Annotated in this window: 18 protein-coding genes; 4 read left to right on the top strand and 14 right to left on the bottom strand. The window is 60.0% G+C overall.

All coding sequences use genetic code 11. The annotated features are described in order from the left end of the window. Positions 1-2: 2 nt before the first annotated feature. The 3 genes from ACB028_RS16925 to ACB028_RS16915 form a co-directional block, all read right to left on the bottom strand. Positions 3-1,712: a beta-N-acetylhexosaminidase gene (locus ACB028_RS16925; RefSeq protein ID WP_371144790.1), complete on the bottom strand. Its 1,710-nt coding sequence runs from the start codon at positions 1,710-1,712 to the stop codon at positions 3-5. Positions 1,713-2,478: 766 nt separating this feature from the next. Next, positions 2,479-3,927, bottom strand: a complete 1,449-nt coding sequence (locus ACB028_RS16920; RefSeq protein WP_371144789.1) for a chitinase — start codon at positions 3,925-3,927, stop codon at positions 2,479-2,481. Positions 3,928-4,252: 325 nt separating this feature from the next. Then, positions 4,253-5,437, bottom strand: a complete 1,185-nt coding sequence (locus ACB028_RS16915) for a methyltransferase (protein ID WP_371144788.1) — start codon at positions 5,435-5,437, stop codon at positions 4,253-4,255. A 229-nt stretch (positions 5,438-5,666) separates the two neighbouring features. On the opposite strand from ACB028_RS16915, the gene ACB028_RS16910 reads away from it, so the two are divergent. Both ACB028_RS16910 and ACB028_RS16905 read left to right on the top strand, forming a co-directional pair. Beyond that, on the top strand, positions 5,667-6,245 hold the full coding sequence (locus ACB028_RS16910; RefSeq protein ID WP_042069286.1) for an alkylphosphonate utilization protein: 579 nt from the start codon (positions 5,667-5,669) through the stop codon (positions 6,243-6,245). A gap of 493 nt (positions 6,246-6,738) precedes the next feature. Beyond that, positions 6,739-8,022 carry a diguanylate cyclase gene (locus tag ACB028_RS16905; RefSeq protein ID WP_216992387.1) on the top strand — a complete coding sequence of 428 codons (1,284 nt, stop codon included), beginning with the start codon at positions 6,739-6,741 and terminating at the stop codon, positions 8,020-8,022. Positions 8,023-8,067: 45 nt separating this feature from the next. Here ACB028_RS16905 and ACB028_RS16900 read toward each other — a convergent pair whose 3' ends face one another. Further along, the gene (locus tag ACB028_RS16900) at positions 8,068-9,687 is read right to left on the bottom strand and encodes an acyl-CoA synthetase (RefSeq protein ID WP_371144787.1); all 1,620 of its coding nucleotides are present in this window, start codon (positions 9,685-9,687) and stop codon (positions 8,068-8,070) included. Positions 9,688-10,345: 658 nt separating this feature from the next. On the opposite strand from ACB028_RS16900, the gene ACB028_RS16895 reads away from it, so the two are divergent. Continuing rightward, the gene (locus ACB028_RS16895; protein WP_371144786.1) at positions 10,346-11,872 is read left to right on the top strand and encodes a YfcC family protein; all 1,527 of its coding nucleotides are present in this window, start codon (positions 10,346-10,348) and stop codon (positions 11,870-11,872) included. Between the two features lie 53 nt (positions 11,873-11,925). On the opposite strand, the gene ACB028_RS16890 is transcribed toward ACB028_RS16895, so the two are convergent. Continuing rightward, entirely contained in the window at positions 11,926-12,114 is a 189-nt protein-coding gene (locus ACB028_RS16890; RefSeq protein ID WP_371144785.1) for a hypothetical protein, read from the bottom strand. A gap of 446 nt (positions 12,115-12,560) precedes the next feature. On the opposite strand from ACB028_RS16890, the gene ACB028_RS16885 reads away from it, so the two are divergent. Continuing rightward, complete coding sequence (locus tag ACB028_RS16885) at positions 12,561-13,100, top strand: glycine zipper 2TM domain-containing protein (RefSeq protein ID WP_268854534.1); 540 nt, start codon at positions 12,561-12,563, stop codon at positions 13,098-13,100. 80 nt (positions 13,101-13,180) lie between these two features. Here the strand turns inward: ACB028_RS16885 and xdhC are convergent, their stop codons facing one another. From xdhC to ssnA, 9 genes are all read right to left on the bottom strand, one after another. Continuing rightward, positions 13,181-13,669, bottom strand: a complete 489-nt coding sequence (gene xdhC / locus ACB028_RS16880) for a xanthine dehydrogenase iron sulfur-binding subunit XdhC (protein WP_223377784.1) — start codon at positions 13,667-13,669, stop codon at positions 13,181-13,183. Next, entirely contained in the window at positions 13,666-14,544 is an 879-nt protein-coding gene (xdhB, locus tag ACB028_RS16875; protein ID WP_371144784.1) for a xanthine dehydrogenase FAD-binding subunit XdhB, read from the bottom strand. The genes xdhC and xdhB overlap by 4 nt, the downstream gene beginning before the upstream one ends. Continuing rightward, positions 14,537-16,855: a xanthine dehydrogenase molybdenum-binding subunit XdhA gene (gene xdhA, locus ACB028_RS16870; protein WP_371144783.1), complete on the bottom strand. Its 2,319-nt coding sequence runs from the start codon at positions 16,853-16,855 to the stop codon at positions 14,537-14,539. Before xdhA ends, xdhB begins: the two co-directional genes overlap by 8 nt. Before the next feature lie 400 nt (positions 16,856-17,255). Beyond that, positions 17,256-18,581, bottom strand: coding sequence for an NCS2 family permease (locus tag ACB028_RS16865; RefSeq protein ID WP_042026467.1), 1,326 nt, complete (start codon positions 18,579-18,581; stop codon positions 17,256-17,258). A gap of 359 nt (positions 18,582-18,940) precedes the next feature. Further along, the gene (gene guaD, locus ACB028_RS16860) at positions 18,941-20,257 is read right to left on the bottom strand and encodes a guanine deaminase (protein ID WP_371144782.1); all 1,317 of its coding nucleotides are present in this window, start codon (positions 20,255-20,257) and stop codon (positions 18,941-18,943) included. Positions 20,258-20,293: 36 nt separating this feature from the next. Then, complete coding sequence (locus tag ACB028_RS16855; protein WP_371144781.1) at positions 20,294-21,796, bottom strand: nucleobase:cation symporter-2 family protein; 1,503 nt, start codon at positions 21,794-21,796, stop codon at positions 20,294-20,296. Positions 21,797-21,890: 94 nt separating this feature from the next. Further along, positions 21,891-24,788 (bottom strand): molybdopterin-dependent oxidoreductase Mo/Fe-S-binding subunit, encoded by a 2,898-nt coding sequence (locus ACB028_RS16850; protein WP_371144780.1) that lies wholly within the window; start codon positions 24,786-24,788, stop codon positions 21,891-21,893. Continuing rightward, positions 24,785-25,561 carry a molybdopterin-dependent oxidoreductase FAD-binding subunit gene (ygfM, locus tag ACB028_RS16845; RefSeq protein ID WP_225632509.1) on the bottom strand — a complete coding sequence of 259 codons (777 nt, stop codon included), beginning with the start codon at positions 25,559-25,561 and terminating at the stop codon, positions 24,785-24,787. Before ygfM ends, ACB028_RS16850 begins: the two co-directional genes overlap by 4 nt. Positions 25,562-25,641: 80 nt before the next feature. Beyond that, positions 25,642-26,970, bottom strand: coding sequence for a putative aminohydrolase SsnA (ssnA, locus tag ACB028_RS16840; protein WP_371144779.1), 1,329 nt, complete (start codon positions 26,968-26,970; stop codon positions 25,642-25,644). Positions 26,971-26,998: the final 28 nt, after the last annotated feature.

The following is a 26,998-nucleotide window of genomic DNA, read 5'->3' as shown; positions in this document are numbered from 1 at the left end:
TGTTACTGTTTGAGGCCATCGTAAATGTCGCCATAGCGAATATTTTCACGTTCATAATAAGCCAGCATGCTGTTCAAGCGTCCTCTAAAGTCCTCATAGTTTTGCCTTTCTTTCGGTGTCCATAACATTTCGGATAGTGCTGCCATCCTTGGAAACGCTTGATACTCAACCTTGTCCCAACTATGCATATACTCAGACCAGAGCTGACCCTGTGCTCCAAGAATATTACCCCTGTACTCAATAGCCAATTTGGGAGGAATAGGATCATAGTTGTAGACATCCTGTAATGTTGTCAGGCAACAAATTGCCTCATATTCAACCCCCTTCGCCAACTCCTGCTTCTCTGGTGCTTGATAATGATCAAAATACAGCCCTGAAGCCATCACAACCGGGTTCCCTCTTTCTGCTGCCAGTCTGCCTTTATCTTTATCTCGCCAAGCCATCACAACCATATTCTTCGATATGTCATCCCCTTCCACTCCACGACCTTCCATAACCTCATCCCAACCAACAGCGGTGAATCTTTTGCTGTTGATAGTTTTTTCTACTTCCCGTACAAACCAACGCTGCAGACCATTCTCATCAGAGAGTTTTAGTTCTTTAATCCTGTCTTGTTCTGACTTGGATGTTTTCCATTGCTCTTTAGTCGCCTCATCCCCCCCCAAATGGACATAGCGAGAATTGGGAAACAGCTCGGCTATCTGGGTGAATATTTGGTCAATCCACCTAAATGTCGCCACATCTGTATTCAGCAAATAAGGGTGTACACCCCATGTTGTTTTGACTTCTGGCTTAAAGGGTTCCGTGGTATCCGTCACGCCCAATTCAGGGTAGGCTGCCACGGCCGCCGCCATATGGCCTGGCATATCGATCTCGGGGATCACTTCCACATGCCGGCTCTTGGCGTACGCAACGACTTCTTTTATCTCTTCTTGTGTGTAATAGTCACAGGTTGGTTGGCCATCTGACCCTGTTCTATCCCCATAAGGCGGTGTTGATGCCCGACACCCACCCACTTCCGTCAGTTTTGGCCAGTCACGGATCTCAATCCGCCACCCTTGATCATCCGTCAGGTGCCAATGAAATTTATTAAGTTTATGATATGACAGCTGGTCTATGAATTTCTTGATATTATCAACACTGAAGAAGTTTCGTGCCACATCAAGATGCATACCACGCCAGCTAAATTTTGGATAGTCGATGATGCTGACAATTGGCAACGTATTTTTTTCATATGGCAAGAGTTGCAATAATGTTTGAATGCCGTACAGCACACCCGTCTCTGTATTACCAATAATGTTTGCCTGCCCATCAACAATATTCAGTTTATAACCCTCTTCGGATACGGTGGCTGACGCTTCGACAGAGAGAATGATAGATTTTTCAGTCTTGGTTGAGTCATCAACCGGAGCCTCCTTTACATTGAGGCTTAAATTATTATTCTGCTTAAGCTTATCAGCAAGATAAGTAGCCTCATCCTTTAACTCCTTATTTTGTTCATAGACAATATTCACAGTATTATCTACCGACCAGCCACCTTCCGTTTGTTCAAGCTTTACCGGTGCTGGAATAACCGAGACAACTGGAACTTCTGGAGTAACAGGCTTGCTAGTATCAGATGAGTCATTATTGCATCCTGCAAGTACCAGTAGAACAACAATCAGTGCTATTGAAACTGCCAACAAGTAATAAACTGTTTTAGTTTTAGCCATGATAACCTTCTAACCTCCCTGAAAGAATTGATATCTCTATGAGATTGAATCATTTATGAAATGTCTTACCATTCCATCCTCCGTCATTTTGTCACTCAACCATATACATCGTTTACACTCACTCGACGACAACTCGCATTGTCATCAATAACGAGAAGAAAATACTGCTATATCTGAACCATCATTGTCTTATCATCACCCTCCAGCCATTTAATCTCATGAGGTTGGATAGCATTGTTCATCGTTCGCTATTCTTTATTGTCAATATGATTAACTAGCTTGAATCCAAGGTATATTTGACATGCATAACATGTTGTATCCGGATAATATGTGACACTAATCTCATCTCGCTGATGAGATTGAAGGTGAGTTTAAGATGTATTGCGCGATTATCTGGTGGCAGACCGCCGATATAGTGCATTTACACCCCAGTGGTCAGTTACATGAGTATTTATTGCGCATGCGACAGTTTTATACGCACCCTGCACAAACGATTTGATGATGATCACACCGGCTACAGCAGTCTCAACATGTTCAGTGTATTGAGGATAAAAGTACCGAAGATAAAGAACCTCCCACTATTCCACCACTCATTATCTCTTATCTATGTCGGTATAGTTTGGCTATGGCGAGATATCTCGTATCTGGCAAACCGGCGGCATAAATAAGGAGGGAGGCACCAGGCCTCCCTCTTGACTTACAGCTGCTCAATTAATTTCATTTAGTCAGCACCAAACTGACGCTCGCGAGTAATATTCATCGCTCATCACTGGCTGACTGGCGCCCAGGGGCCGCCCTTGACGGGATCGTCCCCTTGCGTCCACCACTTGGCCTGATAGACGACGCCCTTGTGGCTCACCTTGTCACCCCCCTGGTAGACCTTGCCAGCATCCCAGGCCGGGATACCGTCCACAGGTGGCTCACCCGGATCAACTGGCGGTACAGGCAATGTCTCCACGATCCGCACCTTGGGCCAGCTGGCGTGGGAGCCATAGAGGTTGGTCACACACTTCTCGTAGTCTCCGGGCACCAGAGCCGAATAGGCAGTCTGGAAGCCCACCAGCTCGCACTCGAAGGAGTAACCCCCCGGGCGATCCGGGTAGTATTTCCAGTTGCCATCCCAGTTGGTGTAGAGCACGTCAGTGGCGCCATTGAGATTGAGGCTGCCATAGGGCGTCTGCTGCCAGCAGGTGTTTTTCTCGTCACTCTTGAGGGGGATCTGGTAGTGAGCGGAGAGCCCTTCCCAGTAGCGGATCCGGTTGACCGGCTGGCCTTTGTCCTTGTTCTGCTCGCCACACTCGATGCCGCCGTTGATGACGTTGATGGTGGTACCAAACCCATAACCAATCCCGGCATTGGTCTCTCGCGTCGAGGGCACCCAGGTACGATCGATCACGTGCAGCATGGCCGGTTTGGGGGCCTGTGGGGTCAGGAAGAACCAGATTGCCGAGGCCAGGTTGAGCCAGGAGTCGGCAACCAGGCCCGGGTTGTTGAGCAATACGCTGGCATCACCGTCAAACATGGCTTCCGAGAAGGCGCCATAGTTGAAATGATAGGAAAGTTGCTTCGCCCCGCGGCCAAAGTAGCCCTGTCCGGTGGCACAAGGCCACTTCTTGTTTTGCCAGTCGTTCTGGCCACACCCCGTGGTATAGCCGGTCTGCCCTTCCGACCAGCCCATTTCCCGCACGTGTACCAATGCCTGCTGCCACTCTTCCAGTGCCAGCGGGTTATCGGAGATGTTGTCTTTGGCAATGTGGCCACCCGTCTCCTGGGCGAAGTGGGCGAAGGCGGTCACAATGGATTTTTTGCAGATCTCGTCGGCATTGCGACCGTCGCTGTAATCACCACAGAACGCCGGGAACTTGCCGATGGCCCGCAAGAAGCGGACATAGGTGTATTCAGGCGCAGCCATTTGGGTCAGAAAATCCCATTCTGCCTGTGGAAAGACTCGCTCTACCCGTTTGACGTTCTCCGGGTTGCTGGCAAGGCCCGGCTCGATGGCATCCACCACCGTATTGGGGCGAGTTGCCAGCGCCTTGGACCAGATGGCGTACATGGGATTGGCGGTCTTCTGTTGCTCTACCGCCTTCACGTCCGCCGCCGAGATAAGGTAGCCCCCCGGATTTTGCGGATCGGGCTGGATATTCATGGCGGCATAACCGGGCGCAACAAACATGGCTGCGACCAAGCAGGCGCAATATTTGCGTCTTAGCATCACTACACTCCTTTGTCCCTCAATGAATGGCCCCCCGAGCATAGGGACTCGGGCGACTAAATTCACGATGAAAATTAAGAATTAATCAGAAGTGTGAGCGGATTCACTTTGAGCCCATTTGCGTCAAAAGGATCGTCAGATGAGGTGCAGTTCCCTGAAAATGTGCAGCCAAGCAGCCAGAAGAGAGCACATCGCATGCTGAAAAAGAGGCGACACGCTGAGCCTGATGCCCCTGTCAGAGAAGATGTACGCCAGTGCCTATTTGTGTCTTCATAGAATTTATCCTCATAGAGCAGAGAGGCTTTAAGCCCCTCTCATCACCCCATCAGGGACGCCAGGCGCGGATCAGAATGTTGCGCGGGGTCATGGGCTTGGCACAAAACTCTCCCACCTCGACCCGATAGCCCTGCTCTTGCAAGAAGAGCGCCCGATCGAGGGCCAACCAGATCTCGAGGGGGCGACGAAACAGGTGGCGTACCAACTCCATACGGGCCACATCGCCAAAACGGCGCTCCCCCTGCCCCACAAAGGTGGGATAATCGAGGTCCTCAGGCAATACCATTCCCTTGCGTGCAGCTGCCCATTGGCAAAATGCCTTGAAAGAGCCGGCGAGCAGGCTTTTTTGCATATTGGGAACCGGCAGATATGCGTTTACCCCGCGCACCTGGCGCTGCAGGCAGTCGAACGCCAGTCGCCACACCACCTCCTGCTCACGCAGACGGGTGATGCGGGCGCCACCGGTCACCGTCTCCTGCAGCGGCAACTTGAGATCCGCTTTGCTAAGGCGCAGTGCACTTGCCCGGGCCAGCGCCGACAGCGGCCGATAGTCGACGCTGCGGATCAGGTGATAACAGCAAGGGGAGATGGTCACCCCGCGCGCCCTGCGCTCGGCAACCCGTTCCAGCAGATGGGTATGCAGCTCGCCGCAGGCATGCAGGGCCATGGCGTGGTGCTCCGGGGCCAGCAGCAGGGCGGAGCCCGGGGAAAAGGCATCGGCGCAGGTGAAGGTTATGGTCGCCCCGTCGCGCTCGGCCAGCTGACGCCCCTCTTCGCAAAGCTGTGGCTGCAGCTCCAGGCTCGACACCCGGGTCTTGCGATGGAGCGATACCAGCCGGCCAAGGTGCCCCTTGCCCGCACACCACTCCAGATAAGGCCCCTGATGGGGGGGCAGGCAGGCGGTGAAGGCCTCTATCTGGGCCTGCTTGCGCCCAGGCATGTGGCTCGCCATGCTCTTGCTGCAAGTAATGGGCTCGGGCGTGAAGGGCTCAAGCCGACTGAGTTGTTGCAGTTCCGGGCCCTCCGCAATCCAGGGCGCGAGCAGGCGTGCCAGCGCATCCATGTCCCCATCGAGCGCCTCGAGTTCTTCGCAGGTCAGCTCATTGAGCTGAGCCACCAGCTCGGGGGCCTCCTCTGTAAAGGGCATCGTCAGGTGGTGGTAGGGTTGATATTGCCACCAGCGCCTGTGCCGGGTGAGCAGTCGATCCAGTTGTTGAAAACGTTGAGCCAGCACGGGAGCCCTTATCCAGCAGCAAAAAGGAGGCTCATTCTAACGATCCCCTTTCAAAATGCACTCCCGCCACGGCGTCAATGGCGCTTTTTACAGACAAAAAATCGCCACCCTCACCGCAACGTCCAGGCTCAACCTGACAAAGTACAGGGTTTTATGCTATATTCCGCCCCCTCTTTTACGCGGCAAGCCTGGTGCGGGCCGTTTTACCAATAGCAATGGGACCAAAAACATGACCATCAACGCCATTCTGCAGGCGCGCGCGGGCGCCAAGTGTGAACTGTGCAGCGCCGAGCAGGAGCTGACTGCCTTCGTGGTACCTCACTCCCCCGCCAGCGACGATGATCACAGCGTTGCCCTCTGTGACACCTGCCGTGGTCAGCTGGAACAACCGGACACTCTGGTGGTCAACCACTGGCGTTGCCTGGGCGACAGCATGTGGAGCCAGGTGCCGGCAGTACAGGTGATGGCATGGCGCCAGCTGAAGGCCCTGTCCGGTCAGGGTGAAGTGTGGGCCCAGGATCTGCTGGACATGATGTACATGGAAGACGAGACCAAGGCCTGGGCCGAAGCGGGCATGGCCGATGAGGATGACGACAGCGTACCGACCGTCGATTCCAACGGCGCCGTGCTGCAAGAGGGCGACTCCGTCACCCTGATCAAGGATCTGGACGTGAAAGGCGCCGGCTTCACCGCCAAGCGTGGCACCCTGGTCAAGGGCATCCGCCTGACCAACAACCCGCTGCACATCGAAGGCAAGGTCAATGGTGTGCAGATCGTGCTGGTTGCCGCCTACCTGAAAAAGGCCTGATCCGGCATACAGGATATCTCCCGGCAACCATGATGCCGGGCTGACACCACAGAAAGGGTGGTTGCTTCGGCGCCATCCTTTTTTATTGCGCCATGTTTGCCTTCCGTGATGCTGCTTGCATTAGCATGACAGACCTAAGCAGGATTTCGGCCCCCTCGGCTCACCGTCAAACCTCCTTTCCGTTCAGCCCGTTTTTCGCCCCTTAAGTGGCGATTTCACACCACAGACACCAATATCCATAACATGAGTGTGCCTACATGAATGGCGGCGGAAACGGACGCGCCGACAATCGTCTCTTTCGGTAGCACAAACAAAGACTCATATGATGTCTTTTTTGTTTCGACTACTGACAACATTGTGACATAGCTCATAAGGCGCGGAAAATTCACTATTTATTCCGATAGTGGAGCTTAATTTAGCAGTATTGATGCGCGTTGGTGTGGGCGCCTTTGCCACCCATCCCATCGTGTCTTCCAAGGATGGCCATATACTCATGCAGGAACCTCCCGCTTCACTCATCCAGCTCCAGCAAGAGCTGCAGCAGCTCAAAGCCATCTTCAACGAGATTGGCGCCTACATCTTCACCAAGGATCTGGCCGGACGTTACACCTATGCCAACCAGGCGGTGCTGGATCTGTTTGGCTGTACCCTGGCCCAGTTGAAGGGGCAGGACGACAGCCGCTTTTTCAACCTGAATGACTCGGACGCCCTGCGGCGCAACGATCGCCAGGTGCTGGAGCAGCAGATCACCGTCGCCGACGAGGAGATCAACTACATCAAGGCGACCGGTGAGCCGCGCATTTATCTGAGCGTCAAGAAGCCGATGTACGACGAGGAGGCGCGCCTGATCGGCCTGTGCGGCATCGCCACCGACATCACGGAGCGCAAGGCCATCGAGGCCAAGCTGGCGGAGCAGCACCAACTGCTCGAGATCATCCTCGCCCACGTCGATGCCTACATCTACATGAAGGACACCCAGCATCGTTACCTCTACGTCAACCAGAAGACCTCTGAGCTGTTTGGCATGCCCCCCGAGCAGATGGTCAACATGCGCGACGATGATCTGTTGCCGGCGGAGATCGCCGCCCAGTTGCAGCAGATGGATGGGAAAGTGTTTGCGACCGGTGAGACCCAGGCCGGCGAGGAGTGCCTGTTCGACGAGCAGGGCAAGATGCATTACTACTGGTCGGTGAAAGTGCCCTTTGTCCTGGCCAATGGCACCCCTACTCTGATCGGTTTTTCATCCGACATCACGGAGTTGCACCATCTCAAGGAGCAGTTGCACGCCCAGTCGGTGCGCGACAGCCTCACCGAGCTCTACAACCGCCGGTTTTTCTTCGAGCTGTGCGACAAGCAGCTGAACTTCAATACCCGCCATCACAGTCACTCTGTGCTGATCCTGATGGACGTGGATCAGTTCAAGACCATCAATGATCGCTTCGGCCACCCGCTGGGGGACAGGGCTTTGATCCATCTGAGTCAGGTGATGCAACCCGTACTGCGCAGTGAAGATGTGCTGGCCCGGATCGGGGGGGACGAATTTGCCATCCTGCTACCCGAAACCCACCTGACGGCAGCCGCCTCCCTGGCGGAGCGGTTACGGCATACTGTCATGAACAAACCGCTGACATTGCCCGATGGCAGCAGCCTCGTCATCACCATCAGCGCGGGTCTGGTGCAAAACGAGCATGGGGAGCAGATGGAGAGCTTCTATGCCCGCGCCGATCAGATGCTCTATCGGGCCAAACAGATTGGCCGCAATTGCATCGCCTGCTGAGCAATAACCGGGGGTGAGGGGAAGCCCCCCACCCCGTCACTTTTCTTACAGCTGCTGGCGCAACATGAATTTTTGCACCTTGCCGGTGGAGGTCTTGGGCAGCGGGGTGAAGATGATCCGCTTGGGCGCCTTGAAGTGGGCCATCTGCTCGCGGCAGAAGGCGATAAGCTCGGCCTGACTCGCCTCACGCCCCTCCTTGAGCTTGACGAAGGCGCAAGGCACCTCTCCCCACTTTTCGTCCGGCATGGCGATCACCGCCACCTCATCCACATCGGGATGACGGTAGAGCACATCCTCCACCTCCAGACTGGAGATGTTCTCCCCACCCGAGATGATGATGTCCTTGGATCTGTCCTTGATCTCCACGTAACCGTCCGGGTGCCACACCGCCAGATCGCCGCTCCTGAACCACCCCTCCGCCATCGCCTCTGCGGTGGCCGCCGGGTTCTTGAGATAGCCCTTCATCACCACGTTGCCGCGCAGCACTATCTCCCCCATGGTCTTGCCATCTTTGGGGACCACCTCGCCACTAACCGGATTGATGACCCGCATCTCCCCCTGCAGCGGCGATGCCACCCCCTGGCGAGCCTTGAGGCGAGAGAGCGAAGTGGCATCCTGCCCTTGCCAGCTTCGCTGCGGTTCACACAGCACGCAGGGGCCATAGGTTTCGGTCAGACCATAGACATGGGTCACGGCGATCCCCATCGCCTCCATGCCAGCGATCACGGTGGCGGGAGGCGCCGCACCTGCTGTCATCACCTTGATGGGGTGATCCAGCCCCTGCTTGAGGGCCGGATCGGCGTTATTGAGCATGTTGAGCACGATGGGCGCCGCGCAGAAGTGACTTACCTTGTGTTCGTGCAGTGCCTCATAGATGGCCGCCGCCTGCACATGGCGCAGACAGACGCTCACCCCGGCGGTCGCGGCCAGCGTCCAAGGGAAGCACCAGCCGTTGCAATGGAACATCGGCAGGGTCCAGAGGTAGACAGGATGCTTGGGCAGCTCCCAGGAGAGCACGTTGTTGACTGCATTGAGGTGGGCGCCGCGATGGTGATAGACCACCCCCTTGGGATTGCCGGTGGTGCCCGAGGTGTAGTTCAGGGAAATCGCCTGCCACTCATCCTTTGGCAGCCAGCCGGGCGCTTCGCCATCCCCCATGGCGACAAAAGCCTCATAGGTGAGCTCGCTTATCATCTCCCCCTGTTGATAGAGGGGATCATCAATGGCGACCAGCAGCGGCTTGCTCTCGATAAGGGCCAACGCCTTTTGCACCACGGCGCCAAACTCCCGGTCCACCAGCACCACCTTGCTCTGGGCATGCTGGAAGATGAACGCCATGGCATCGGCGTCGAGCCGGGTGTTGATGGTGTTAAGCACGGCGCCACTCATGGGCACCCCGAAATGGGCTTCGAACATGGCTGGCGTATTGGGGGCCACGATGGATACCGTATCCCCCTCGCCGATGCCGTGCAAGCCGAGGGCCGAGGCCAGCTGACGGCAGCGCCGTTCGGTCTGGGCCCAGGTTTGGCGCAAGGGGCCGTGGATCACCGCCGGATAGTCGGGATAGACGCGGGCCGCCCGCGCCAGAAAGCTGATGGGGGTCAGGGGATCGAAATTGGCGGATGTCTGCTCAAGGCCCATCTCATAGATGTTCTGCTTTGTCATCGGGTTCCTTCCTCACATATGGCACAAAGAGGGGACTCATACGGTCCCGGTACGGGCCGGGCACCACACCCGGGCATCATGCTTCGGGTGGGTCTCTTGCGAAAATGGCAGGGTATCAGGGAGGGGGGGCTGCAACCATTAGCAAAACGTCGTATTGGAATCCGTATGAGGCTTTAAAAGCGTGAGTGCGGCATCTTGAGCGGGTCTTTTTTCAAGCTCTCATTCGGGCAACCCCCAAGCCTTTTCCCTGTGCTGAATATTGATATAGCGCGAGCGGTTCGGAGCAAGCCGAATACGCACTCCAGATATATTTATTTTCATCAAGCCATCATCCGACAATAAATTAAAAGGCGACGTCAGGAATAATTATGAAATAAGTATTGCGATGTACCAAATAACATAAAATTAACGTTTGTGATCGCCGGAAATATATTCTGTGAACCAGCCCATAAAGCCGAGTGAGTACCATGTTCATCCTCTTTCCAGCACGTTATGGTTACATCCTGAAACAATCCACCGGATGTTCAATATCAGGCCAGATTTCTCGCCAACGAGTGCGCAGCTGGCAGTCAAACTGCGCACTTCTCTGTCATGACGAAGGAACCCTATCGACCCGATATTCCGCCGAACCTTAACCTGCTTTATCGAGGAGCATTTTATGTGTGCCGAGCCGAATACCAAGACCCGGAGACAATTCCCCACTGCGTTTACCATTCTGTTTCTGATCATGTTGCTGGCTATTGCCCTCACCTGGATTATTCCGGCGGGTGCCTATGCCAAACTCTCCTATAATCCCGCCAGCACTACCCTGATGGTCAACACACCGCAGGGGGAAACCAGCCGGGTGCCCGCCACCCAGGCCGAGCTTGAAAAATTGAATATCAATATCGACGTTGCCCAGTTCATCAACGGCACCATTCGCAAGCCCATCGCCATTCCCGGCACCTATGAGCGGCTGGAGCAGGCCCCCAAGGGGCTTGGTGACGTAGCGGTCAGCATGGTCAAGGGCACCATAGAGGGGGCCGACATCATCGTCTTCATCCTGGTACTTGGCGGGCTTATCGGCGTCATCAACAAGACGGGAGCCTTCAGTGCGGGTCTGGTGGCACTGTCGCGCAAGACACAAGGCAACGAGTTCCTGTTCGTGGCCCTGGTCTGTCTGGTGATGGCGCTGGGGGGGACCACCTGCGGGCTGGAAGAGGAGGCGGTTGCCTTCTACCCCATCCTGGTGCCCATCTTCCTCGCGCTCGGGTATGACTCCATCGTCTGTGTGGGGGCCATCTTCCTCGCCGCCTCCATGGGCACCACCTTCTCCACCATCAACCCCTTCTCCGTGGTGATCGCCTCCAATGCCGCCGGCATCCCCTTCACCGAGGGGCTCATCTTCCGTGCGGTCGGCTGCCTGGTGGGCACCCTGGTGGTGATCGCCTATCTCTACTGGTACTGCAAGAAGCTCAAGGCCAATCCGGCCTTCTCCTACACCTATGAGGACAGAGACAGCTTCCGGGCCCGCTTCCTGAAAGAGGGCTCCATGGATGAGGGCGTGCCCTTCACCCTGCGCCGCAAGATCATCCTGACCCTGTTCATCCTCGCTTTCCCGCTGATGGTGTGGGGCGTCTCCATGGCCGGCTGGTGGTTCCCGCAGATGGCCGCCTCCTTCCTCACCATCGCCATCATCATCATTTTCATCTCGGGGCTGAAGGAGAAAGAGGCGGTTGAAGCCTTCACCCAGGGAGCCTCCGAGCTGGTGGCCGTCTCCCTCATCATAGGGCTGGCACGGGGGGTCAACCTGGTGCTGGATCAGGGGATGATCTCGGACACCATACTGGCCTATGCCTCCGATCTGGTCTCCGGCATGCACGGCGCCGTGTTCGCAGTGAGCCAGATGCTGGTCTTCACCTTGCTGGGACTGGTGGTGCCCTCCTCCTCGGGGCTCGCGGTGCTCTCCATGCCCATCATGGCGCCGCTGGCGGATACCGTGATGATCCCGCGCTACATAGTGGTGTCGGCCTATAACTGGGGACAATACGCCATGCTGTTCCTGGCCCCCACCGGCCTGGTGCTGGTCACCCTGCAGATGCTCGGCATTCAGTTCAACAAGTGGGTCAAGTTCGTGCTGCCCATGGTGGGCTTCGTGCTGGGCTTTGGCGCCCTGATGCTGGTGCTGCAGGTGATGCTGGCCTGATCGGCCAATGCCGTGACACGCCGCCGCAGGGCGGCGTGTTTTTTATGCCGGCGTTAGTGACGCACCCGCCCCTGCTGGCGAAAACAGTAGAGCTTGAGGCTGATGTCGGCGAGGTCGGCGGGCAACTCTTCCCCGTCTGCCGCCAGCGGCCGATAGAGGGAGGCGAGCAGTCGTTCGGCTTGCTGCGTCGTGATGACGTTGGCCTGGATGGCCGGGGTGATCCAGCTGGGTAACAGTGACATAAGTCCCCCTTCTCACTCTTTCAGTATCAGGTCCCGGATTGGCTGTGGCTCTGCATCAACGCGCCATCCATCTCCCCTGACGCCTTTCCGCTTCTTGCCACATACGCTGCAAAAGCCTTGCCGGATTGACACCTTGCCCCCAATCCCCACGCCCAGGGCTCTCGATCCGCCCAACAAGCCTCGCCCGAGGCCACCTCTATGCCAGATGATTGCAAAATGCGACTCACAATAGGCCCATGCCCCCTCTTGTTCCCTCAACATCGCCATTTCGCGGCGATTTTTTCGCCGTTGTCGCCAAAGCCAGACACTTTTTGAAGTGGCGTTTTTTTGACCTTGTCAGCAGCTGTCGCAGCCAGCCCCGGCTCGCCTTGTCCGACCAGGGCGCTATTGACAAGATGAATACAGGCTAGCCAAGCACCCAGATTGAGATTGCAGGAGAAGAGAAGATGAACAAGTCCATGATGGCGGGGATCGGCATCGGCATTACATCGGCACTGGCGTTGTCGGCTGCGGCCAGCGGTGGTTTCTTCACCCCCGAGCCCACTTTCGCCGAGGTGATCGCCAGCAAGCCGGTGACCGAAACCATCAAGACGCCCCGTCAGGTGTGTCGCAACGTCACCGTGACCCACCGTAAACCGGTGCAGGATGAACACAAGGTGCTGGGCACAGTGGTGGGGGCGGCGCTGGGCGGCGTGCTCGGACACCAGTTTGGCGGCGGCAGCGGCAAGAAGGTGGCGACCGCCGCCGGTGCGGTCGCGGGTGGCTATGCCGGCAACCAGGTGCAGGGCAACATGCAGGCGGGAGATACCTACACCACCACGGAGCAGCGCTGCAAAACCGTGCAGGAGAGCAGCACCCGCACTCTGGGCTATGACGTCACCTACCGCCTTGCGGGGCAGGAAGGGGTGATCCGGATGGACAAGGCGCCGGGGGCCACCATCCCGGTCAAGGATGGCAAACTGGTGATCGACCAGCAAAAAGGGTGATCCCCCTGCCATCCCCCATAAAAAGGCCAGCCTGATGAAGGCGGGCCTTTTGCTATCCGGCTTGCAGGTACAGCGCCTGGTCATTCACTCCTGCAGCACTTTTTCACCGCCCGCACCACGTTCTGGTAGCCGGTGCAGCGGCAGAGGTTGCCGGCAAGGCCGCGGCGGATCTCCGCCTCGGTCAACGGGCGACGCTTGGTCTTGTCGAGCAGGGCGGCGCTCGCCATCACCAGGCCCGGGGTGCAAAAACCGCACTGCACCGCCCCCTCGTCGATAAAGGCCTGCTGCACATCGGAGAGCTCACTCCCTTTACGTTCCCCCTCCACGGTGCGGATGGACTTGCCATCGGCCCATACCGCCAGATAGAGGCAGCTGTCGAGGGCCACGCCATCGACCCGCACGGTACAGGCGCCGCACTCGCCGACGCTGCACCCCTCTTTCACGCTGATAAGCCCCAGCCCGCGCAGGAAGTGAAGCAGCGACATGGTGGGCGACACCGCATAGGAGTAGGGCTTGCCGTTGATCTCGCACTGGATCTCCACAGCGGGACAGGTTTGCGGTTGCATCATAGGATCTGGCCTCCGGCCCGTTCGACGGCGCAGGCGACCACCCGCTGCGCCAGGGTTTTGATAAGGTGCAGGCGGAACTCTTTCTCCGCCCGCCAGGAGGAGCGCGGCGCCACATCGGCCACCACCGCCTCGGCGATCGCTGCGAGCGTCGCCCGGGTCAGGGGTTGCCCCTCGGCCGCCACTTCCGCGTGGGGCGTGCGCACCGGCGTCGGTGCCGCTACCCCGTAGGCCAGCCGCAGACGTTTGAAGTGGCCATCCTCAATCTGGCAGTAGGCGGCGCAGCCGATGGTGGCGATATCCATGGCCCCCCGCATGGCGTACTTGAAGTAGTGGGATCCCGCATGGAGGTGCACGTCCGGGGCAAAGTGGAATGCCACCAGGATCTCTGCCGGTTGCAGCGCCACCTTGCCCGGGCCGGTGTGAAAACCGGCGATGGGGATGCGGCGCGTGCCATCGGGACCGGCGATCTCCAGCTCTGCTTCCAGCGCCACGGTGGGCGCCGCCGAGTCGGCACTGGTGGCGCCGTTGCAGATGTTGCCGCCATAGGTGGCGACGTTGCGGATCTGCGGGCCGGCGATAGTGGCGGCAGCCTCGGCCAGCATGGGCAGGCGGCGCTGCACCAGCTCGTTTTCGATGAGCTCGGTAAAGGTGGTGCCGGAACCAATGCGTATCGCGCCATCGGCCAACTCGCACACCCCTTTGAGCTCGGGCAAGTCGTGAATATCGACGATATGGCGATAGGCGGCGTTGAGGTGATGAAGCTGGATCATCACATCGGTGCCACCGGCCAAGAGGCGCGCCTCGGGGTCGGCCTGGCGCAGGGCGATGGCCTCGGCCACGCTGTGGGCCTTGTAGTAACGGGCAATATCAAACATGGGGTTGCTCCTCCCTTGTGCCCTCGGTGATCAAACCCGCAGCGACAAACTCCCGAAACAGGGTCTTGGGGGTGATGGGCAGCTCGTTGATGGCCACGCCGGTCGCCATCCTGATGGCGTTTCGAATGGCCGGGCCGGGGGAGATGATGGGCGGCTCGCCCAGGGATTTGTGGCCATAGACCGACTGGGGCTCATGGGTCTGCACGAAGTCGCATTCGAGCTCGGGCAAGTCCAGCATGGTGGGGAACTTGTAGTCCAGCAGGTTGGGGTTGCGCACCGCACCAGTCCTGGCATCGATGATCATCTCCTCGAACAGCGACCAGCCGATCCCCATCCCCATGCCGCCGTGCACCTGCCCCTCCGCCAGCTGCGGGTTGAGGATCTTGCCCGCATCGTGCAGGTTGAGAATGCGATTGATGGTCACCTTGCAGAGATCGATGTCGACACTGAGATCGACAAAGGTGCAGCCAAAGCTCGGCGGGTTGGTGGTGGTCTTATGGGAGACTTCCGAGGTGATCTGGCCGCCGATGGTGAGGTGGTAATAGGCGTTGACCGACACCTCGGCCACGCTGATGAGCACCTTGTCCGGTGCACCGGCCAGCACCACGTAACCATCCACCAGGGTAAGCGAGCCCACATCCTGATGGCAGAGCTGGGCCGCCAGCGAGAGGATGCGCGCCCGCAGCTGGAGTGCCGCCTGATGGATGGCGGGGGCCGCCACATAGCTCTGGCGCGAGGCGAACGAGCCCGGATCGTAGGCGGTGATGTCGGTATCCTGAGTCGAGATGACCCGGATCTGCTCAAACGGAATGCCCAATGTCTGGGCCGCCATCTGGGCAAAGACGGTATCCGACCCCTGCCCTATCTCGGTGGCGCCGATCTGCAGATTGACGGTGCCATCCTGGTTGAGCAGCATGCGGGCGCCGGCAATTTCGACCCCCACCGGATAGGTGTTGGAGCCGTAACTAAAGCAAGCCACCCCGATGCCGCGCCGTACCCGGCTCGCCGGATCCTGCGCCAGGCACTCGGCCCGCAGGCGCGCCCATTCGAACTGCTCGCCACCCCGACGCAGGCACTCGGGCAAGCCGGCACTGTAGATGGTCTTCTGGTTGACCTGATTGACGTCCCCCTCGCGGGCCACGTTGGCAATGCGCACCGCAAGCGGATCCAGACACAGCTCGGCGCAGGCATCGTCTAGCATGCATTCGAGGGCAAACACCACCTGGGGCGCACCGTAACCGCGCATGGCGCCGGCAGTGGGCAGGTTGCTGTAGAAGGTTTTGGCGTCATAGCCAAAGGCGCTGCGCGGATAGAGGTAGCTTATCTTGTTGGCGCCGGCGCTGGCGATGGAGTGGCCGTGGGAGGCATAGCCGCCGGTGTTGGAGAGCACGTCCAGCTGATACCCCTTGAGGGTGCCATCCCGGTCGATGCCGAGGGTGCCGTCGATGGCAAAGCCGTGGCGGGTGCGCGAAGCAAAGAAGCACTCTTCCCGGCTCAAGGTCACCTTGACCGGCACGCCGCCGAGCTTGTAACTCAGAAACGCCGCCATCGGCTCTTCCAGCACATCCTGCTTGTTGCCAAAACCGCCCCCCATGTAGGGCTTGATGACCCGCACGCTCGACCAGGGCAGGCCGAGGGACTTGGCCACCCGGCTGCGCACTATCTGGGGGATCTGGGTGCTGGAGACCACCACGATATGATCCGGCTGATCCATGTAGGCGTAACAGGTGACCGTCTCCAGATGGCAATGCTGCACCACAGGGGTCTGATAGTGGCCTTTGAACTGAACATCTGCCGCAGCGATGGCCTGCTCCGGCTCCCCTGCCCGAATTTGGCTTTGCCGCAGCAGGTTGCCGCCGGGGTGGATGGGGTGAGCATCGTCAGCCAGGGCACTGGCCGCATCCGTCATCACCGGCAGCGGCTCGTAGCTCACCTTGACCAGGGCGGCGGCCTTCTCGGCCACCAAGGGATCGCGGGCTACCACGATGGCGACGCCATCGCCAAAGTGGCGCACATGATCGGTGAGCAGGCGCCTGTCTTTGACATCCCGCTTGGCCTCATCAAGGGACCAGGCGTGGCCGGCGGTGCGATAGCAGGTGGCGGGCACATCCTCATGGGTAAACACGGCTTCGACCCCGTGCAGGGCCAGCGCCTCGGAGGCGTCGATAGCGAGCACCCTGCCGTGGGCGATGTTGCTGCGCACGTACTTGGCGTGACGCATGCCGAGCATGATGTTGTCATCGGTATAGCGGGCGCTGCCGGTCACCTTGGCCTCGGCATCCACCCGCTTGAGGGGTAATCCAATGGACATGATCCAGTCCTTTTTCAGATGGGAAAATTCCAGAACCAGATGAAAAACAGCAAGATATGCGCCCGTTTCCCCATGGGAGCGCGAGGATGGCAAGAAGTGTGAAGGGGATCCCATCTGCCTGAATTTCTCGCCCCCGACGCGGTTATTGGCAGGCAAGCGGGGTGGCAAACAAGGGGAGCAGAAAGAGCGGGCGTATCAATCTGGTAGCCGGCTTTATCAAAATGGTAGCGGCCAGATCTTTGCAGCCAAAGGGGCTCTGACTCTCTTTTCACATAACAAAAAGAGGCCCCCGCTCTCTTGCCACACCGGCAAGAGAAGCCAACCACTGTTGCCAAAAATGCCCCTCTCCCCACAAAAAAACGGGGCCGCCTGGCGGCGGCCCCGAAACGGGTAGGCATCCCTAGATGGCCCACCCCCCAGCGTAGAAAATCACCAAGGCCAGGGCGATGATGACGGTCCCCGGGTTGAGCTTGCGCCACTCGTTGGAGCAGACGCGGCCGATCACCAGGGCGCTGAAGCCCAGCATGATACCGGTGACGATATTGCAGGTGAGCACGATGAAGACGGCGCACACCAGACCGGACATGGCCCCGACAGAGTCACTGAAATCAAGCTTGGTGACATTGCTCAGCATCAGGAGCCCCACGTACATCAGGGCCGGCGCGGTGGCATAGGCCGGTACCAGATAGGAGAGCGGCGAGAGGAACAGCATCAGCAGGAAGAGACACCCCACTACGGTGGCGGTGAGCCCCGTCTTGCCGCCCGCTGCCGTGCCCGCCGCCGACTCGATATAGACGGCGGCCGGCGCCGCCCCCACCAGGCCGGAGAAGATGCTGCTGACCGAGTCGGCACTGAGCGCCTTGCCGCTGTTGATGATGTGGCCATCCTTGTCCAGCAGATTGGCCTGGCCCGCCACCGCCCGTATGGTGCCGGTGGCGTCGAACACCGCCGTCATCACCAGCGCCAGCACGCTGGGCAGCACCAGGGGCGAGAGGGCCCCCATGATGTCGAGGCTGAAGATAAGGGAGTTACCCTGCGCATCCGCCAGGCTCGGCATGGCGAACAGCCCCTGATAGGTCACCGCCGGATCGAAGATGAGACCGAAGATGGAGATGGCGATGATCACCAGCAGGATCCCGCCCGGTACCCGCAGTTTTTCAAGGCCGAAGATCACCGCAAGGCCGATGAGAGACATGATGACCGGCATGGAGGTAAAGGCCCCGAGCGCCACCGGCAAGCCTTCCAGCGGGTTCTTGATCACCAGCCCCACCCCGTTGGCGGCGATGAGCAATAAGAAGAGGCCGATACCGATGCCGGTGCCGTGGGCGATCCCCATCGGCAGGTTATCCAGGATCCAGCTGCGCACTCCGGTCACCGAGATGGCGGTAAAGAGTACCCCCATCAAAAAGACCGCGCCGAGGGCCACCGGGATGGAGATCTGCTGCCCCAGCACCAGGCTGAAGGCGGTAAAGGCGGTGAGCGAGATGGCGCAGCCGATGGCCATGGGCAGCTTGGCCCAAAGCCCCATCAGCAGCGAACCAAAGCCCGCCACCAGACAGGTAGCCACAAAGACGGCGCCGGGGGGAAAGCCCGCCTTGCCGAGCATGCTGGGCACCACGATCACCGAATAGACCATGGCGAGGAAGGTGGTGAGCCCGGCCAGCACCTCCTGGCGCACGTTGCTGCCCCGCTCGCTGATCATGAAGAAGCGATCGAGCGCCCCCATGGGTGTTTGTCCTGATCCGGCCTCGCCAACCTCCTGCCCGGCCTGCTCTTGCACACTGCGTATCCTGCTGTTTGCCTGGGTCATACCCAACTCCTTTCGAAAACACCTGAATGTGTCGTAACGACATGCGTGTCGTGACGAAATGGCGGTACTCACTGCGGGTCTCTCCTGCGGGCCTGTCGCAGCGCCAAGACCAGATAGCAGGCAGAGCCAAACGTTTGCCTTGCTGGTCAACTAAACCGGGCCATTTCCCCTTGTGTCCCGGGGTCTGGCCCCGGTGTTTGCGATGCTGGCGCTCCTTGCGGGTTCGCCAGCCTTCGTGTTCTCTGGGGCAACTTCACGCCGCCCCGTTGCCTTCCCTACCCTCGCTCGTGCACCAGTTGGCCATCCACATAGGTGCGGTAGATGGATCTGTCATCCCCCAGGGTCAACAGCACAAAGAGCTTGTCCCGCAAGGTGGTGGAGTTGTCATAGCGCAGCTGCTGCAGCGGAGTGGCGACCGGGTCGAGCACCACGAAATCCGCCTCCTTGCCCGTGGCAAAGCTGCCGATCTTCTCGTCCAGCCCGAGCGAATGGGCGCCCCCCAGGGTGGCGAGATAGAAGGCCTGATAGGCCGAGAGCCGCTCGCTTTGCAGCTGCATCACCTTGTAGGCCTCGTTCAGCGTCTGCAGCATGTTGAAGGTGGTGCCGGCACCGATGTCGGTACCTATCCCCACCTTCACCTGCTTGTGCCACGCCTTGTGCAGCTTGAAGAGGCCGCTACCGAGATACAGGTTCGAAGTGGGGCAAAACGCGATGGTGGAGTCGGTCTCCTTGAGGCAGTCCCACTCCTGCTCTTCCAGGTGGATACAGTGGGCAAACACGCAGTTGTGGCCGGTGAGACCGTGCTGGTGATAGACGTCGAGGTAGCCCTGATGCTCGGGAAAGAGGGATTTGACCCAAGCGATCTCCTCCTTGTTTTCGCACAGATGGGTGTGCAGATAGGTGGTGGGGTACTCCTCACGCAGTCGTTTTGCCATCGCCAGCTGCTCGGGTGTCGAGGTGGGGGCAAATCGTGGTGTGATGGCATAAAGCAGGCGACCGTTGCCATGCCAGCGCTCGATGAGCGCCTTGCTCTGCAGATAACTGCTCTGCGCAGTATCCAGCAGATAATCGGGGGCGTTGCGATCCATCATCACCTTGCCCGCGATCATCCGCATATTGATGCGACTGGCCGCCTCGAACAGGGCATCCACCGACTCGGGGTGGACGGTGCCAAACACCAGCGCCGTGGTGGTGCCGTTTCGCAGCAGCTGCTTGATAAAGAAGGTGGACATCTCGCGGGCATACTCGCGATCGTTGTAGCGCCGCTCGGCCGGGAAGGTGTGTTGGCTCAGCCACTCCAGCAACTGCTCGCCATAGGCCCCCACCATCTCGCTCTGGGGGTAATGAATGTGGGTGTCGACAAAGCCCGGCACGATGAGCTTGCCGCGATAATCACGCACCCGCACCTCGCTCGGGATGCGCCCCTTGCCCTCCTCCCACTGGCCGAACCAGTCGATGCAGCCGTTGCGGATGATCAGGAGCCCATCCTCGACGAGGCGGGCGTGAGCCTCTATCTCCTCCGGGTGATCCACCACCCGGGTGATGTCAAAAAAGCTGCCACGGATGGCTTTGACTGAGTTGTCGTAGTTCATAACCTTGTCCCTGTTTTTATCGTTCTGTAATGAGATTCAGACCCGCTCTGTCCCGGGTTCACTCACCCCTGCTTCCTCTACCCGGGGTACTGCCTCCCGGCTGGCGGGGGCGGTCTGCAAGGCGCTGTCCGGCTTGTCGCTGAGTTGGATCACTTCCACCCCCTCGGCGCCCTTGAGCACCTTGCGCTTGCGGCTCTGGGGCAGCACCAGATTCAGGATGATGGCGGTGATGCCGCCGGCGCAGATGGGGTTCTCCACCAGCATGTAGATGCCGGCGGGCAACACCTTGAAGACGTTCGGGTCGTAGGAGACGCCGAGCCCCAGCCCCAGCGAGGTGGCGACGATCAGGGTCTCGCGCCGATCGAAGCCATGGCTGATGATGATGCGGCCACCGGCGATGGCGATCATGGAGAACATGATGGTCATGGCGCCCCCCATCACCGGGGACGGGATGGTGGTGAAGAAGCGCCCCACCACGGGGAAGAGTCCCAGCAGCACCAGGATGACGGCGATAAACTTGCCCACGTGGCGCGAGGCCACCCCGGTCATCTGGATGACGCCGTTGTTCTGGGCAAAGGTGGTGAGCGGCAGGGAGCCGAGCGCAGAGGCGATCACCGACACCAGGCCGTCCGCCAGAACGCCGCCGGAGAGCCGTTTTTGAAACTCGGGGCCCTGGATCTGCCGGTGGGAGACCATGGCGGTGGCGGTGATGTCCCCCACCGCCTCCAGCACGCTCAACAGATAGATGGTGCCAGCCAGCACGAAGGCGTGCAGATCGAAGGAAAAACCGTATTTGAACGGCACCGGAATGGTGACCAGGGGCAGATCATTTAACGGGGAGAAATCCACCATGCCAAGCATCAGGGCCACCACATAGCCCACCAGCAGGCCGATGGCGATACCGCTCATGCGAAGCAGCGGGCTTTTGCTGCAGTTGAAGGCGACGATGACGCAGAGCACCAGCAGCCCCAGGCCGATGTTTTCGTACTTGCCGAAGGTACCGCTGCTCATGGCGGAGAAGCCACCGCCAAAGTCGATGATCCCCACCTTGATGAGGCTAAGGCCGATCATCAGCACCACCACCCCGCTCACGGTCGGGGTGATCACCCGCTTGAGGTAAGGCAGTACGAAGGAGGAGCCCATCACCAGGAAGGCGCCGACAAAGGAGACCCCGAGCAGGGTCGAGACGATCAGCTCCTCGTGCAGGCCATCTTTTTTCATGGCGCTGCCGAGCGCAATCATCACGGTAACGAAGGAGAAGTTGACCGACTGGATGGAGAGCAAGCCCGAGCCGATGGGACCGTAGCGGTTCACCTGCAACCAGGTGCCGATGCCGGAGGCGATCATCGCCATGGAGACCAGATAGGCGGTGGTCTCGGTGGAGAGGCCGAGGGCCCCGCCGACGATGAGGGCCGGGGTCACCATGGGCACGAAGATGGCCAGCAGGTGGGTCACTGCGCCCATCAGGGTTTGCGAAAAGGGGGGCTGGTCTTCCAGCTCGTAGATCAGATCCGAGTGCTTGCGTGTTGTTTTAGACATCTTGATTGTCCCATCACACAGAATATGGGCGGAGTACTCATTCCGCTGTCAGGTGTCGGGGCGAGCCTGCGCCCGCCCCTCACCTTTTCTCTTGTCATGCCACCGTTTGTTGCTCCAGCTTGCCGAGCTCACGCAGGATCTGCTCCGGCGTGAAGTGCCATTTGCGCAGCCAGATCCCGCAGGCGTCGTGAATGGCGGTGGCGATGGCGGGCGCGGCGCCGTTGACCCCGATCTCCGAGATGGACTTGGCACCATAGGGGCCGACCTTGTCGTCACTCGGTACCAGGAAGGCCCTGAAGTCGCGCGGGATGTCGCCAATCTTGGGCGCGCCATAGCTCTTGAGATCCCGGGTGAGCGGGATCCCCTTGCCGTCGTAGCAGATCTCCTCGGTCAAGGAGTGGCCGATGGCCCGCATGGTGGCGCCGTAGATCTGGCCGAGGGCCAGCTCGGGGTTGATGGGGGTGCCGCAGTCGAGCAGGGCGTAGAACTTGTCGAGGCGGATCTCGCCGGTGCGCACGTTGACCGCCACCTCGGCAAAGTTGGCCCCGTAAGGGAAGGCCAGCTCCGAGGTGATGTAGCTGGCGGTGCCCACCAGGATGCCAAAGCCGGTGCCGGTCTCCGCCTTGTGGGCGATCTGGCCAAGGGAGACTTCTCCCAGCTTGCCGCGCACCACCCCGGGGTAGACCAGCTCGACATCCGTCACCGGTTCGCCCAGCATGGCGGCGCCGTGGAACAGGATCTTCTCCTTGAGGTTCTCGGCCGCCTTCTTGGCCGCGTTGCCGGAGAAGCAGGTGCCCGAAGAGGCATAGGCCCCCTTGTCGAACAGGGCGTGGTCGGTGTCGCCGGAAATCACATGCACATCGCCGAGCGGGCAACCGAGCACCTCGGCGGTCAGCTTGGCCACCACGGTATCGAGGCCGGTGCCGATATCGGCGCCACCGGAGTGGACGATAAAGGTACCGTCAGACTCCAGCTTGACCATGCAGTTGGCCTGATCGATGTCCGGGATCCCCGATTTTTGCATGATGATGGCGACGCCACGGCCGATGCGCCAATCCCCGTCCGCGGGTTTGGGGCTGTCCCAGGCGATGAGCTCGCGCCCCTGTTTCAGGATGGGCTCGAGGGCGCAGCTGGCGGCGTGGGGCACCGAGGTGGGCATCTTGCCCTCGCCGATGGCCCCCAGCACCTTGAGGATGTCCCCTTCGTGCACCCGGTTGTGCTCCACCATCTCGAGCTGATCAATGCCCAGTTGCTCCGCCAGCTCGGCGATGGCCATGGTCAGGGCGAAGTTGCCCTTGGGCGCGCCGTAACCCTGATAGGCCCCGGTCGGGCAGATGTTGCTGTAGTAGGTGTTGACGGTGAAACGCACGTTATCGCACGGATAGAGCGGCAGGGAGAGCGCCGGGCCGTTGCTTGGCACCGTCAATGAGTGGTTGCCGTAAGGGCCGGTGTTGGCGCGAAAATCCATGTCGATGGCGGTGAGGGTGCCATCCTTCTTGGCCCCTATCTTCACCGTCACCTTGGCCACGTGGCGGGAGGTGTTGCTGATGAACTCCTCTTCACGGGTGTAACGGAAGGTGACCGGACGGCCAGTCACTTTCGTGGCCCAGGCACACACCTCCTCCAGCAGGATGTCCTGCTTGGAGCCAAAGCCGCCCCCTACCCGCTCCTTGATGACGTGCACCTGGTGCTGCTTCATGCCGACGATGCGCGCCACCTGACGACGCACGTGCCAGGGCACCTGGGTGGAGGCGTGAATGATGAGGCGCTCCCCATCCATATAGGTAAAGCAGATGTGCGGCTCGGTCGGGCACTGCTGGGCCTGGGTGGATTCGTAGGTGCGCTCCAGCACCACATCCGCCTCGGCAAAGCCCTTGGCCACATCGCCAATCTGACCATGGACGCTGGCAGCCAGGTTCTCGTGGGGGCGAGCCCCGATGGGGAAATTGATGATCATGTGCTCGTCATCGCGATAGACGGCGTTGGCGTTCTGGGCCTCCAGATCCGCCGGCGCCCCGGCCATGTAGACGATGGGCTCGTCGTGCACCAGCGGCGCATTGGGGGCCATCGCCTCGTCTATGTTCATGACCGCCGGCAATACCTGATACTCGACCTCGATGAGTTTGAGCGCCGCCAATGCGATGGCTTCGCTCTCGGCCACCACGGCGGCAACACGATCCCCCACGTGACGCAGCTTGCGGCCAAACATGCGGCGATCGAGCGGTGACGGCTCGGGGGCGCTCTGGCCACCCGGGGTATAGTAGACATCCGGGCAGTTGAGGTGGGTGATGACATGCACCACCCCCGCCATGGCTTCGGCGCGGCTCACGTCGAGTTTGGTGATCACCGCATGGGGATGGGGGCTTCGCAGCATCTTGATGACCAGCGCATCCTCGCTGACCCTGTCCTCCACGTAGCAGGGTTTGGCCTGCACCATCTTGGCGGCGTCCACTTTCGGGCAGCTCTTGCCGATGTGGCGCAGATCGTCACGAAACTCGGGGGCAATCTGGCACAGGTAATCGGGATCCTTGAGGCGCGAGCTGGCGAGCTCGATGGCCTGGTAGAACTGCTGGTAACCGCCGTCACGGTGAAACAGCCCCGAGAGCGCATCGTCGATTTGATCACGGGTGGGGTTCGGGTGGCGATCAAGCAGGTCGGTCACGATCAGGGAGGCGGCCGGATCGTTGTAACCGGACTGCACCACGCCTACGTCCACCATGGCCTGCTGCACCAGACTGAGTTGATTCCAGGTGCCCAGCGACTCGGCGGTGCGCACCTCGGCCCCCTCCAGTTGCGCGGCGATCAGCAGGGAGGCGTTGACCACCTTGCCATTGAAGAGGATGGCGTCGGAGCCGGCGAAGCCGAAACCGTCGTCACTGTTGCGCACCGAATGCATCCGGCACTGGTTGAACAGCACCCGCTGGGCATTCTCGCCGGCGGGGCAAATGACGGTGCGCAGGGCACCGTTCAGGGTGAAGTTGAGTTCCATCATGCCTGTACCTCCTGCTGCTGGCACTCCACCAGCAGATCCGCCACCACCACGCCGCTGATATAGCGCTTGTAGGCCACGCTGCCACCGAGATCCGCGCGCGGGGTGACCAGCTCGCTCACCGCCGCCTCCAGCGCCGCATCGTGCAGATCGCGCCGCTCCACATCACGCAAGCGCATGGGCTGCGGCGTGACGCCGGCCAGGGCGACCCGCATCTCGCCAAGGGCATCCAGGGCCACCGCCGCTGTCATCACGGCCAGACCGTCGGCGTTGCGGCTGATGCGACGGGTCGCGCAGCGCAGATCGGGCTCCGGCAGCACCACTCCCAATACCAGCTCCTTGCGCTGGCCCGCCAGATAGGCGTCGATGGGCTGCAGCTGGTTATTTTCCAGCACCACCACGGCTTCGAGCACCAGCAGCACCGGCAGCAGGGGGGAGTCCTGCTGCTGGCAGGCAAGCTCACCGCCGACCGTGGCCTGGTTGCGCAGATGGCGGGAGTAGACAAATCCCAGCGCCTCGCCCAATGCGGCCGGGGTGCGGGGATCATCTTTGAGGGTTTGCAGGGTGACGCTGGCGCCGATATGGAGCTGGCCGTGCTGCTGTTCAATCTGGCCAAGGCCGAGCCGCTCCAGGGAGATAGCGACCTTCTTGTCGGTGCGGGTCGGGGCGGCGTTGAGCTTGCTGCCGCCCCCCATGTAGACGGCGTCGTTGCCAAACTGGGCCTTGAGGGCCAACGCCTGACCCAGTTGCTCGGGTCGGAAGAATTGTTCAATCATGTGTCGTCCTTACTCTTGCTGCCCGCCGCCGGGACGTTCCACAGGGCGGGCAATCCGGTGCAAATCTGCAAACGGCGGCCCTAGGCCAGCGCGTCCATCCGTTGCCACAGGCGGCTTGCCACCTGGCTGGCCTGCTGATAAATGGGCTCGACGTCAAAGGCGAACTCGCGATCCTGATAGACCATGCGCCCCTCCACCATCACGCTGTTGACCGAGGATGAGCCCATGCCAAAAGCAAGGTGGCCGCCGAGGTTGCGCGGCGCCAACGGGGTCGGTGCGGCGTAGTCGCAGATGGTGAGGTCGGCCTTGTAACCCGCCTCCAGTCGGCCAAACTGGGCACCAAAGTTGCGCTCGAGCAGGGTGTTGCCGTTCCACAGGAACCGGGCAAAGCTGTCTGGCCACAGCGCCCCGCCCGCATCCCTGTGCTTGAAGTAGGCAAACTTGAGCTCTTCGAACATGTCGGCGCCGATGCCGTCGGTGCCAAGGGCCAGGTTGCGAAACTGTGGCAGGTGCATGTTGTAGCCCACGTGGTTGTTCATGTTGGAGCGGGCGTTGTGCACCAGGAAGGCATCGCGGCTGTTGAGCAGCTCGATGTCAGCCGGGCTCAAATAGATGCCGTGGGCAATCAGCGACTTGCTGTCGACAAGATCAAACGCGTCCAGCCGGGCGATGGGCTCATTGCCATAACGGTGGTGGCCATGGGCCAGGTCGTAGCGGTCTTCCGCCACATGGATATGCAGACCACGGCCGGTGACTTGCAGCGCTTCGCGCAGCATGGCCAGCCCCTCATCCGGCACGGTGAAGGGGGCGTGGGCGCCGATGTGCGCCTCCACCAGATAGGGTTCGTCCCCCTTGGCCTTGGCGGCATCGATGGCTTGCGCGAACTGGATATTCTCCTCTACCCCGGCCTGCAGCTCGGCCAACCCCCCGTTGCGATCCGTGGTCTCGAAGCAGGTCATGCCGCGCAGCCCCGCCTCCATGAACCCTTTGCGCAGCACATTGAGGGAGCCCTTGATGAAATTGGGCGAAGCGTGGTGGTCGATCACCGCGCTGCAGCCGCTCTTGATCGCCTCGAGCGAACAGATGAGACCGCTGTAGTAGAGGGACTCCTCGTCGAGCGCCCGATCGAGGCGCCACCAGAGGTTTTTCAGGGTGGAGATAAAGTCCGGGCAGGGGGCGATGTTGGCCATGATCCCCCGCGACAGGCCGGAGTAAAAGTGGTTGTGGGCACAGACAATGCCCGGCATCACCAGCTTGCCCCCCATCTCCCGATAGTTCGCTTCCGGGTAGAGGGCCCGCAGATTAGGGCCTACCGCCTTGATAAGGGAACCTTCGATGGCGATATCCACCCCCTCCAACACCCGGGTCGGCTCCAGCTGGACGGCGGTGACGTTTTTCAGAATAAACATGGTTTGCTCCTTCGCTTATTCGTTATTC

It is taken from the genome of Aeromonas sp. S9(2024), assembly GCF_041403185.1.
GTDB classification, from domain to species: Bacteria; Pseudomonadota; Gammaproteobacteria; order Enterobacterales; family Aeromonadaceae; genus Aeromonas; species Aeromonas enteropelogenes.
This window is presented reverse-complemented; position numbering and strand designations above follow the sequence as displayed.